The following is a 12,905-nucleotide window of genomic DNA, read 5'->3' as shown; positions in this document are numbered from 1 at the left end:
ATTTATGTCTCAGGCAAATCCATCGATTCTACATCGTATTTTATATGAAGGAAAATGGCATTTGATTGCATTATTTATTTTAACTTTCGTTTTGTATGCCAATACCCTCGGACATGAATTTGCTTTAGATGATGGCATTGTAATCAAAGAAAACAAACATGTAAAAAAAGGAATTTCAGGAATCCCCGATTTGTTTTCAAAACATTCATTTCATGGTTTTTTTAAAAAAAGTGGCAAAGAAAAAGTGGTTGCCGGAGGCCGCTACAGACCGATGACGCTTGTTTTTTTTGCATGCATCTATGAAATCTTTGGTGAAGATCCTGCGATTTTTCATTTCTTTTCTATTCTTGTTTATGCCTTTTTGGGTATTGTAATTTATCAAGTTTTAAAAAAACTGTTTCAAAAAATACTCCCTGACGTCTCGACGCCATTTGCATTCTTTTCAGCAGCACTTTTTATTGCACATCCGGTACACACTGAATGTATTGCAAATATTAAAGGGATGGATGAAACAGCCAGTTTATTATTTTCATTACTAGGATTGTGGGCTGCGCTCGAATTTATTGATCGAAAAAAATATATATTTTTATTACTGACTGGTCTCGCTTTCTTTACTGCCTTGCTTTCAAAAGAAAATGCCATTGCTTATTTGGCAATAATCCCAATTGCATGTTATCTCTTGTATACAAAAAACTGGAAAAGTTTGCTTGCAGTTAGTCTATGCCTATTCAGTGTGACTTTGGTTTTTTTATTTATTAGAGGAAGTATTCTGGGCTTCAATCCATTTGGAAGTGTCTCGAAAGAGTTAATGAACAATCCTTATCTAAGCTATAAAAATGGAGAAAACGTGCCAATGATCTTAGCAGATAAAATTGGATTGATAAGTTATAGTTTATTTGAATATATCAGATTATTGATATTCCCTCATCCATTGACACACGACTATTATCCAAAGCAAATTCCGGTACTTGGACCTTATTCAATCCAATCTATATTAGCATATATTATATACGGCGGTTTAATAATTTTAGCTTTATTAAAATTTCGCAAGTCACCGATTACAAGTTTGGCGATTGTCAGTTATATAATCCCACTCATTTTAGTCAGCAATATCTTTTTTCCAATAGGAACCAATTTAGGAGAGCGTTTTATTTTTATGTCCTCCTTGGGATTTTGCATGTATGTTTCTTATCTAATGATTTATTTTTTCAGGAATAATCTGTCTAAAGCATTTTATTTATTAGCACCTATACTTATATTGTATTCAATTAAAACCATTATTCGCAATCCGGTTTGGCATGACAATGCCACTTTGTTTAAAAGTGACATTAAAATTTCAACTCAGAGCGCCAAACTACACAATGGACTTGCAGGAGTTTACCTGGAACGGGTGCGTGATTCTAAAGACTCACTAGAAGTAAAAAACGCTTTAATTGAAGCTAAAAAAGAAGCAGAAAGAGCGATCGAAATAAATCCACTTTATATGGAGGCACACCTTCAATTGGGCAATAGTTATTACTACAGCAAAAATTTTGAAAAGGCCATAGAGGAATATAATTTCATCTTACAACATACCCCGGAAGATGAAGATGCATTTAAAAATCTACAATATTCACTCCGCGAACGGGGTCGACAGATTGGAATGCAAACGGGTGATGTGAAGAAAGCAAAAGACCTAATAAAAAAATCGCTTGGAATGAATCCGAATGATTTGGAAGCTTTAATGTTAATGGGCATTGCAGAAGGCTCAGAAGGCAATACAGAAAATGCCTTATATTATTTTAACCAGGTACTACAGAAAGACCCAAAAAATGCGCAGGCTTATTTTAACTTAGGCATTGCTTACCGGAATGTAGATCAACTTATAAAATCTGATTCCATGTTTAATAAGGCGGTACAGTTAGATTCCAGCATTTACATTAAAAATGGCCAATTCAAAAAATGAGTTGGCAGAATATTCTCTTTTGCATTCTTAGTTTTTGCACTGCAAGCCATTCGCAAAATTATTCAGCATCGAGATGGGCAGATAGTGTGTTGGCTACGATGAGCTTGGATGAAAAATTAGGTCAACTGTTTGTGATTCGGTCCTTTTCAACTCAAAATGAACAACAAATTCAAGATGTAAGTGCCTTGATACAAGATTATCACATTGGTGGTATTTGTTTCTTTAAAGGAACGTCAGGAAGCCTATACGAATTAATTCAAAAGTACCAGAAGCTTTCAAAAATACCTGTCATGGTGAGTATGGATGCTGAATGGGGACTTGGAATGCGCATCACGGATGCTTTTTCTTTTCCAAAACAAATGAGCTTAGGTGCATTAAAAGAAAATCGTTTGATCTATGATCTTGGAAAAGAAATGGCCATACAAATGAAACTTTTTGGAATCCACATGAACTATGCACCGGTCCTTGATATAAATAATAATTTAAATAATCCGGTAATCAATGAGCGTTCGTTTGGATCAAACAGACAAAAGGTTCTCTTAAAGTCTATTGCATTTATGCAAGGTTTACAGGATCATGGTGTACTGGCATGTGTGAAACATTTTCCAGGTCATGGCGATACTGATTTGGATTCACATAAAGATTTACCTGTTTTAAATTTCAATAGAAAAAGACTGGATAGTTTAGAACTTTATCCTTTTGAAGGAATTTTAAATGCAAGACCCGCCGGCATGATGATTGCTCATTTAAAAGTTCCAGTTATTGATAGCTCTGAAAACATCCCCGCCAGTTTATCAAAAGAAATTTTAAATGGAATACTCCAGAAACGTTTCCACTATAAGGGATTACTTATTACTGATGCCTTAGAAATGAAAGGCGTTACTAAAAATTTTAATGCCGGTGAGATCGCAGTAAAAGCACTTAATGCAGGAAATGATCTATTGTTGCTGAGTGAAAATATACCTGCAGCTTTTCAAGCGATAAAAATGGGAATTGACTCCAATATTTTGAACCTGGAAGAAATCGATCAGAAAGTAAAACGCATTCTGATTGTTAAACATACGTTGGGACTAAACGCATGGATTTCAGAAGGGTTTGACAGTATTTCTTATAATAAATCAATTGAGCGATCCATTGTCCTCAAAGATAAAATATACAGAAAAACACTCACGCTTGCCAGAGACAGTAATAAACTAGTGCCCATTAGAAAAATACCCTTTAACATCAGCTGTGTAAGCATCAATGACGAATTGAATAATGTGTTTCAAAGTCGGTTACAGGATTATTCATCCATAAATACCTATTCGATGAATTCCGTTGCAGATTGCAAGCCTGAATACCTTCAGGCTATTGAAAATTCAGAACTGATTATTGTCTCAATACATAAACTGAATTATCAATCCAATAAAAATTACGGCGTCAATATTGAATTACTTCAACAATTAAATAAAATAATTGCAAATAAAAAATGCATAGTTGTCTTGTTTGGATGTCCATACGTTAGTATGTTTCTTCCTGCTTCTGCCAGTATCGTTTTGGCCTATGAAGACAATGAACGAACACAGGATATCTCAGCTCAAATGATATTTGGAACTGATCCAATTGTTGGAGTTTCCCCTGTAAATACAAATTCCTATTTAAAAGAAGGATTTGGAATCAATCGCCCAGCATTGCATCGAATGGGTTTTGCAATACCAGAATCTATGGGACTTTCAAGTTCTATATTAAATAAAATCGACTCCATTGCGGGTGACTTAATTCAAAACCATGCTGCTCCAGGTTGCCAAATTGTTATTGCAAAAGATGAAAAAATTGTATATCGAAAATCCTTTGGTTATTTTGATTATGATTCCACTGAATGGGTGGACAATAAAACCATATATGATCTAGCTTCCTTGACAAAAATAATAGGCAGTGCACCTGTTTTAATGAGCTTAGTTGATCAAAATAAAATTGAAACTTCTTCAAGAATAAGTAAATACATTCCGGAATTTAGAAATAGCGAAAAACAAAACATAAGCTTAAAGGATGTTTTATTACACCAGGCAAAATTTGTATCCTGGATACCGTTTTATAAAAACACGTTGAAATATCCGGATTCATTGAATATTTTAAATCCAACATACTATGATACGGCTGCATCCATTCAATTTAATATTCCAATTTGTAAAAATATTTATTTAAAATCAGATTACCGGGATAGCATGTTAATGCAAATCATTCAATCTAAAAGCATTCCAGAAAAAAAATACTGGTATTCTGATATTGGTTTTTATTTTATGCCTAATCTGGTTCATGCAACAACAGGTTTACAGTTCGAAAATTATTTCGAAAAAACAATATCTAATCCTTTGAATTTAAGATATACTTGCTTTAATCCATTAAATCATTATTTTTCAGAAAGTCAAATAGCACCTACGGAAATTGATACGTATTTTCGTCACCAAAAAATACAAGGATATGTTCATGATATGGGAGCTGCCATGATGGGTGGCATTAGCGGCCATGCTGGATTGTTTTCGAATGCAAGTGAAGTAGCTGTATTAATGCAATTGTTTCTAAATCTGGGAACTTATGCTGATCAGGAATTTTTTAGTAGTTCAACAGTCACCAAATTTATCAAACGGGATTTAGAATTTGGCAAACGAGCCCTTGTTTTTGATATGCCCGATTTAAGGGATAGCACCATTGCCTATGTATCAAACCTGGCTTCTAAAAAAACATTTGGACATCAGGGTTTTACCGGAACCTGCGCTTGGGCTGATCCGGTAAATAATATTGTGTATGTATTTTTATCAAATCGTACCTTTCCTGATTCGAAACAAAATCTTTTGCATAAAAACAGATACCGTACTAAAATACAGGACCAAATTTATAAAGCGCTTATCCCGCCAGAAACTCAAACGCTGAAATAAAGTAAGATGCTTAGTTTAAAAATTGCAGTTCGCTATTTGTTTTCCAGAAAATCCTCCCAGGCAATTCATTGGATTACCGGTATTTCTATAATTGGAATTGCCGTTGGTACTGCTGCATTGATTTTGGTTCTATCCGTTTTTAATGGATTCGAAGAGCTTTTATCTGGAATGTTTAGTAAATACAATCCGGATGTAAAAATTGAAATAAAACAAGGCAAAACATTTAAAGAAGACAGTGCTAAATTATTTCAACTGACACAAGTACCTGGAATCTTAAGATATACTAAAACATTGGAAGAAATTGCAATGTTTCAATATGCAGAGGCTCAGGAATTCGGCGTATTAAAAGGAGTAGATTCCAATTATGTTACAGTTTGTTCGGTTCACGAAGCAATTCTGGAAGGTAGTTTTAAAATCGAAAACGAACAACGCCCATTAGCAAATTTAGGTTTAGGCATTCGAAATAAACTGGGTGTTGACCTTGACAATTTTCAAGAATTTATCAGGGTGTTTATTCCAGATCATAATGAGACGTCTGATCTGAACAATGCATTAAAACGTTTTCCATTACAAGCTCAGTCCGTGTATTCATTTCTCCAGGAAAGCGATTTTTCAACTATAATCACGAGCATTCAAGGGGTTCGACAAATTACAGGTAAAGCAGACCAGTTGAGTTCGATTGAACTTAAATTAAATCCATCCTATGAGCCTGGGACCCTCATTCATCAAATTGAAATGATTTTCGGTTCTGACTTTATAATTAAGGACCGTTATAAACAAGATGAGGCTTTCCTTAAAATTATGCGCCTTGAAAAATGGCTATTTTATTCTTTATTTTGTTTGACGCTATTATTAGTCTCCTTTACAATTGTCGGGACGCTATGGATGATCGTCCTGGAAAAACGAATTGATATTTCTATTTTAAAATCAATGGGAATGTCAAATAAATCACTCCGGCAAGTCTTTTTAAATTTAGGAATTCTTATTTGTGGCATTGGCTTAGTGCTGGGGTTTATGTTTGCACTTATATTTTATTGGCTTCAAAAAAATTATGGATTAATCGGTGTTCCGGATGAATTTATTATAGATAGCTATCCAATCCAACTTCGCCTGATTGATTTTATTCTGGTCAGTTTTACTGTTTTTGGAATCGGATTGTTGGCTTCCTTGCTCCCCACGAAGAAAGTCTATGAAATTTTACCCATTTTCAGAGAAGAATAAACCAGTTGGTTTTAGCAATTAAGTTCTCTAAAAAATATATATAAAAAGCTGGGATTTCGTTCAATAACAGGCCAGATGATGATAAATATTGCTTAAAAAACAATTTATTTTATTGATTTTCAACAAATTAGCTATTTATTTTTCATATTATAATTTATTTATATATATGACACGCTTAGATATTATTAATTTTGCGGTCCATGGAAGTATGGGAACTTGAATTTGAGTGGTTGCGTATTCGTCATTTTGTTAAGGACAAATTTGAAAAAACTGCCTTGCCGGATTTAAATATTGTATTGTTATTAATTGGCATTCAGGAATTAGGACTTGTCAAACAGGGACGTTTTACCAAAGAAGAGAAAACAGATTTGATGCATATTGCGTCATGCCGCCTTTTAAGTATTGATGGCTTTTATGAATTTAAAGGAACGGATCAGGATGGTTGGCCACATTATCAAATGTTAAAACCATTTACTTTGAAGGGAGCAACTGAACAAGAAAATTATTTAAAAGAAAAAGTAATCAATTATTTTAAAACAGAATTTCCAAATGAATTTAACAATTAAAAATATGAATTTTAGAATGTTATTTTTCTTGCTTGCTCTTTTTAGTTTAAGTGCATGCAGTCGTTCTCAGGAAACGATTATAATAATTGAAACTCCGATGGGAAAAATGAAAGCGCGTTTGTTTGACAGCACGCCAAAACATAAAGCCAATATGATTAAATTGGTTAAAGAAGGTTATTACGATGGAACGCTCTTTCATCGTGTCATCCCTAATTTTATGATACAAGGAGGCGATCCGGAATCTAAAAAAGCAGCTGCTGGCATGATGCTTGGAAATGGCGGTCCAGGCTATACCATTCCTGCTGAAATTGGAAAATTTCATTTTAAAGGAGCTTTGGCGGCGGCTCGTTTAGGAGATGCAGTCAACCCCAAAAAGGAATCCTCAGGTTCTCAATTTTATATTGTACAAGGCCAACCCGCAGATGCAAATAATATATCGATTATGACCGCAGGTAAAAATATTTTATACAGTCAGGCTGATTTGGAAAAATATGCAAAAATTGGTGGCACACCTTTTTTAGATGGTGGCTATACTGTTTTTGGAGAAGTATTTGAAGGTCTAGAAGTAATTGATAAAATTACAGCCGTTGAATGCAATGCCGCAAATCGCCCCATGGCTGACATTCCGATGAAAATCAGCATTCAGTAATATTCCCAAATTGACCCCTATGAACCGATTTTTAATGCTTATTTCAATTGCAGTATATTGCAATTCCTGTTCTAATTCAAACACACGATTTTCTTTAGAAGGAAATCAGGTGAAGTTACCTGCTAAAGCCCTATTTATTAATAGTTCAGGTGAATCCGACCGTTGGGAATGGGATTTTGGAGATGGCACTCGTTCAACTGAAAAAAATCCTAAACATTTATACACAAAATCTGGTATTTACCAGGTTGTTCTTAAATCATATCATGGTAAAAAAGTGAATCAAATGCAACAAAAAATTGAAGTGTTACCTCCTGATGGTTGTTATGTATTAATCGAAACCTCTATGGGCTCGATGATTGCAAAATTATATGATCAAACGCCTTTACACCGGGATAATTTTAATAAGCATGCCGAACAGGGATATTATAATGATTTGCTTTTTCATAGGGTCATCAATGGTTTTATGATTCAGGGAGGAGACCCTCAATCCCGAAATTCAGAACCTGGGACCATGCTTGGAAGTGGTGGACCTGGTTTTACGATTCCGGCAGAATTTAATAGAGCTTGCATCCATAAAAAAGGAGCCATCGCCGCTGCCAGAACCGGCGATCAGGTTAATCCAAAAAAAGAATCTTCAGGTTCACAATTTTACATTGTTCAGGGCAGTCTTCAAACTGATCAAGCATTAAATCAAATGGAAGATCGTAAAGGAATTAAATATTCAGAAGAACAACGTAATGCTTATAAAACATTGGGTGGCACTCCCTTTCTTGATATGGAATATACCGTTTTTGGAGAAATTGTTGAAGGACTCGATGTAATTGATAAAATTGCTTCTGTTAAAACAGAACGCGGTGACAGACCTTCACAAAATGTCACCATGAAAATCCGTTCATTACATTAATCAAACCTATAACAGGGTTTGAATAAACTGATCTATTTTAAGACCATCTGCTTCTGCTTTATAATTTAGTACAATCCGGTGGCGCAATACCAAAGCTGAAATTGCTTTAACATCTTCGATGTCTGGAGAAAATTTACCTTTCAGAGCAGCATGACATTTAGCTCCCAGTACTAAATATTGCGAAGCACGAGGGCCAGCACCCCAACTTACGTATTGATTTACTTCTTTTATTGTATTCGAACTTGAAGGTCGAGTTCTTGAAACCAGGGATACAGCATATTCTAAGACATTGTCTGCTATTGGAATTTTTTTAATTAATCTTTGGAATTCTAATATTTGATTTGATGTAATGATGCTTTTTAATTGAACTGCTTGATCTGAAGTGGTTTGTTTTACCACTTGTACTTCCTCCTCATACGATGGGTAATCCAATAAGATATTAAACATAAATCGGTCCAGCTGTGCTTCAGGCAAAGGATAAGTCCCTTCCTGTTCAATTGGATTCTGAGTTGCTAAAACAAAAAAAGGATTTGGGAGACTGTGCTTTACACCACTGACGGTAATATTTCGCTCTTGCATAGCCTCTAATAAGGCTGATTGTGTTTTAGGTGGAGTCCGGTTGATTTCATCAGCCAAAACAATATTTGCAAATATGGGACCTTTATTAAACTTAAATTTTCGCTCTTCATCCAATATTTCCGAACCGGTAATATCCGAGGGCATTAAATCAGGTGTAAATTGAACTCTTTTAAAGCTGAGATCCAAAACTTCTGAAATGGTGTTAATCAATAACGTTTTCGCCAATCCCGGAACCCCGACCAATAAACTATGGCCATTGCTAAACAAAGAAATTAAGCTAGCCTGAACCACTTCTTCTTGCCCAACAATTACTTTTCCGATCTCTAATTTTAAATCTTTATAGGCTTGTGCCAGGGCATTCATTCCTTCTACATCCGAACTATACATCATGTTATATTTTAAAGAGTCGCAAATTTAAACATTCAGAACTACAAAAGTCTTAGCAAAATCTTAAGGTAATCTCAAAAAATTGCTACACCATTTTAGTGCAAATTGGCTTAAACAGCTCATTTACAGCAGTAAACCAGGTTTTCTTGAAAATCGTAAGCCTTGATTTAGAAATTTTTAGAGTTCTATTTAATATTCTAAACAAGGCAAGTCCAATCGATTTAGTTAAAAATTAGCTCTTAACTGCACCCTTCCGGTATGTAAAGCTTCATTTTCAGCAGCTTTCCTTCCATTATAGTTTAATTGTAATTGCAGTAAGGAACTGATTTTATAATCGAATCCGATTTCCCAGTTAAAATTATTGCCATCCTTATAACTATCCAACATATTAAACTCCACCAATCCTCCTTTTGTTCCTTCAAATTGGATTGAAATATATTTTAATTCAGACCGCACGGTCAACTTATTATTAATAAACATTGCAAAACCATTTTTAGCTTCAAAAATTGAAGCTTTCTCCAGTCGATGAATTTCCTCAATGGATCTTTTAAATGTTGCACCTAAATTAAATCGAATATCCTTTCTAAATCGAAACGCTAACTCCGGCAAAATGCCATTTGATACGATCTTGTAATTTTGATCCACATAAAATTGGGTTACTTTTTCATCGGATTTAAAAAAATACTCCAATTTTAAATCCATTAATCCAAAAAAACTCCACCTGCTTCTAAAATAGGGATTATACAATTTTTTTTCATCCATTCCAGATGTTAACAAAACCCGTTGTCCATTATACAAATAACCAGCCTGCAATTCATAAATCGGATGCGCTCTATTATAATAAAGGTTTTGTTGAATGGATGCAACATATGCAACCAGGTCCGGATTCTTTTTTATAAAATAAATTGGGTCAAGCCTATTTTGAATTTTAGAATCGGTATTAACTTTGGAACTAAACCGAATTCCTGATTCAAATGAAATACCTGAAATTAATTTTAAGAAACCTGTTGGCTTACTAAATAAATTTCTTGCATCCATTGTAAAAAAGTTATTCCAGGAAGCTTGATAAATCTGTATATATTCCGAATTAAAGAGTTGGAATCGAACAAATCGGGCAGTATCAATTTCAGGCGCGTACACATACTCATAAATTTGTCGGATTCCATCTTTGTTAAAATCCATATAGATGAAATTTCCTTCACCAGGTCGTTTTTCTTCAAAAACATATTCCTGCCTTGGCTCGACCCCACTTTGCAATTCGTAATAATTTTTTAAACTAATAGCCTTTTTAAAAAATTGAATTTGATGATCCACATTTCCAAGGAAATACAATTTCCCTAAAGAATCATCCAGGGATTTATTAAAGTAATTTAAGTCTCGTCCACTCAATTTTAAATTTAAACGACCTAACTTTTTTAGTTCCCATTGACTTTCCAAAAGAGCTTCTGTTGCACGACCTAGTTTAGAAAATTGATTGGTATCTACCACATAATCCAAACGGTGTTTTGCAGAAAGACTTACTTTAAAATTAGTAGCAATCGTATTTTCAATCAACGCTTCATAAGAATCAAAAAAGAAACTGCTTGAAGACAAAGAATCATTCTGCAAATAAATTCGTTCATTTTTATCCCGGATTGCTTGAGCAGCGAATTTCCAACTTTTTAAAAATTTGCGTTGAATCACAATTGAGGGTCTTTGAAAATTACTTTTTTCAATTAAATCTTCACTCACTAAATAATTATAATTCAATCGAATCATAGAAGTACTATCCTGCCAAATACCGGAAATCTCATTTTTAGTCGCTTTATATAAATTTGAACGAATCAATCTTTGCTGTTCTAAATTTAATTCTAAATGCCTCCCAATGTTGGCTGTAATGTTTAGTTTGGGTAAATGATCCGTAGTCCCTATTTGAGATCCAATATTCCAATCTCTTTCAAACTCAACGCTCCGGTATGAATTGATTGGATTAAAGTATTTATGATTTAACTCATAACTAATAAAGCTTTTAAACTGGATGCTTGAATCACGTAAACTCAAGATTGGTAAACCGGAATACATTTTTACAGCAATGCCCGTATTATCATTATCCTGTAAACTCGAAACTCTGTTTTTATCCAGATCTGATAGGGCTATTTCTATTCCACTGCTTTGATTGGGTTTTCTTTGCCATTCCAATCCGGCATTTACCATAAATTGTCTCCTGGGAGCGATTAATGGTATAACCGGTTCATAATTCCCATTCAATTTTCCAGTAAGGGGGTCCGGTGCACGCCATTCATATACGCGTCCATTTGCTGTACTTAGTTTTAAAATATAATGTCCTTGTCCATTTAACACTTCGGAAAAACCTACTTGCAACGCACTGCTGTCAGCATTTGGATCATACAGTAAGTATTTAAAAGCTGTTGGAGATCCTTGAATATTAATAACCGTGTCCCGCTCGCGATAATAAATTCTGTTTAGATTAAAACCTGAACCTGCTTTGCGAATTCCGGAACGAACTGCTAATTTGACATTATCTCCACTTGCATTGAGTGCAGCCCGATCTAATGAGTCCAGGTCAGAATCAATTGCAGGTTGTTTGCTATCTTGTTCATTGAATACGTTAAAATACGTTTTGAATTTCTTATTCTGAAATTGAGTCTGTATTACTTCCAGACTCCTGGTATAATTTTGGTCAAGATATTCAAATTCAATTATTACGCGGCTGTTTTCAGAAATGATTCGACGCGTTGAAAATCGAATCTCGGCTAAATTATAATCTACTGTATAATCTGCATCTTCTCCTCGCACCAATAGTTCACCATCCAACCATACTTTTTCACTGGATGCGAGCATGATAATAAATTGCTCGTTATTAATTCCATACAAACGATATGGACCTTGATTTCCATTTTGTGTTTTAAGGCTTAGCCGGTTTGATTTCCCTTTGGAAATAGCAAATGCAGATTTAGTCTGAAGCTCCCAGGATTTTAATTGGTGCTTTGTTTCTAAGACGCCCCCTTTATTTTTTTTGTAATAATTCATAAAATAACCTGCAGGTCGATTTACTTCAAAATCCCCTGCAGTTAGATGCTGCATATTTTTAGATAAACGGATAAACAATTTATCAAATTCCTGAATCTGTCTGGTATTTCCTTCCGGTTGAATGGGAATTTGGTTATCAGAAATAGCTCCTAATATTGAAAATCCATCTCCAAGGTCTCCACTCATTTGCAGGTTCAAACTAGAATTTAATACCAATGATTGATTGTTGCCACTACTGATTCCTCTTGTAAAATTTCCAGAATAATCTATACCAGGACTGGACCACCAATCAGCATTTGATTTAACAACATATTCCGGATTTGCGTAATCAGGACGGAGCGGATTTTGACGAATCGCTGTATCAAATAAATAAAACTGTTTCTTTGGAATGATTGGAAATACCCGGTAACATATTTGAATTGTTTTTGTAGTGTCCGGGTTTGAAATCAATATCAAATTGTTGTCACTTTGAAAATTGAAATTAATTTGTTCTTCAAGGACACCAACTGTTTGAATTTGGATTGTGGAAGGAGCAATTAGAAAACTATCATTTAAAACTATTTGACCCGAAGACCGAACTTGCTTACAACGCAAGGATGAATTTTGTGCGAAGAGCAGAAAGTTTGCAAAGAAAATAAATAGAATTACCAAGAACCCCTTTCGCAAAAAAGGTATCCATTCAAAGTTAAACCTGATTCTTGCCGGATAT

At 34.5% G+C, this 12,905-nt stretch carries 8 protein-coding genes; 6 read left to right on the top strand and 2 right to left on the bottom strand.

The annotated features are described in order from the left end of the window. Window positions 1-4 precede the first annotated feature (4 nt). From IPJ80_07210 to IPJ80_07185, 6 genes are all read left to right on the top strand, one after another. Window positions 5-1,945, top strand: a complete 1,941-nt coding sequence (locus tag IPJ80_07210; GenBank protein ID MBK7913273.1) for a tetratricopeptide repeat protein — start codon at window positions 5-7, stop codon at window positions 1,943-1,945. Continuing rightward, window positions 1,942-4,860 carry a serine hydrolase gene (locus IPJ80_07205; GenBank protein MBK7913272.1) on the top strand — a complete coding sequence of 973 codons (2,919 nt, stop codon included), beginning with the start codon at window positions 1,942-1,944 and terminating at the stop codon, window positions 4,858-4,860. The genes IPJ80_07210 and IPJ80_07205 overlap by 4 nt, the downstream gene beginning before the upstream one ends. Window positions 4,861-4,866: 6 nt before the next feature. Further along, window positions 4,867-6,081 (top strand): ABC transporter permease, encoded by a 1,215-nt coding sequence (locus IPJ80_07200; protein MBK7913271.1) that lies wholly within the window; start codon window positions 4,867-4,869, stop codon window positions 6,079-6,081. 200 nt (window positions 6,082-6,281) lie between these two features. Beyond that, a complete protein-coding gene (locus tag IPJ80_07195; GenBank protein ID MBK7913270.1) occupies window positions 6,282-6,647 on the top strand; it encodes a hypothetical protein in 366 nt (121 codons plus the stop codon). A gap of 4 nt (window positions 6,648-6,651) precedes the next feature. After that, entirely contained in the window at window positions 6,652-7,296 is a 645-nt protein-coding gene (locus IPJ80_07190; GenBank protein MBK7913269.1) for a peptidylprolyl isomerase, read from the top strand. A gap of 19 nt (window positions 7,297-7,315) precedes the next feature. Next, window positions 7,316-8,200, top strand: a complete 885-nt coding sequence (locus IPJ80_07185; GenBank protein ID MBK7913268.1) for a peptidylprolyl isomerase — start codon at window positions 7,316-7,318, stop codon at window positions 8,198-8,200. A 6-nt stretch (window positions 8,201-8,206) separates the two neighbouring features. On the opposite strand, the gene IPJ80_07180 is transcribed toward IPJ80_07185, so the two are convergent. Then, complete coding sequence (locus IPJ80_07180; protein ID MBK7913267.1) at window positions 8,207-9,169, bottom strand: MoxR family ATPase; 963 nt, start codon at window positions 9,167-9,169, stop codon at window positions 8,207-8,209. Between the two features lie 222 nt (window positions 9,170-9,391). Further along, the gene (locus tag IPJ80_07175) at window positions 9,392-12,790 is read right to left on the bottom strand and encodes a hypothetical protein (protein MBK7913266.1); all 3,399 of its coding nucleotides are present in this window, start codon (window positions 12,788-12,790) and stop codon (window positions 9,392-9,394) included. Window positions 12,791-12,905: the final 115 nt, after the last annotated feature.

The sequence above is a fragment of the Saprospiraceae bacterium genome (assembly GCA_016714025.1).
Lineage (GTDB): Bacteria > Bacteroidota > Bacteroidia > Chitinophagales > Saprospiraceae > Vicinibacter.
Note: the sequence above shows the minus strand (reverse complement) of the source record. Positions and strands in the feature narration are given on the sequence as shown.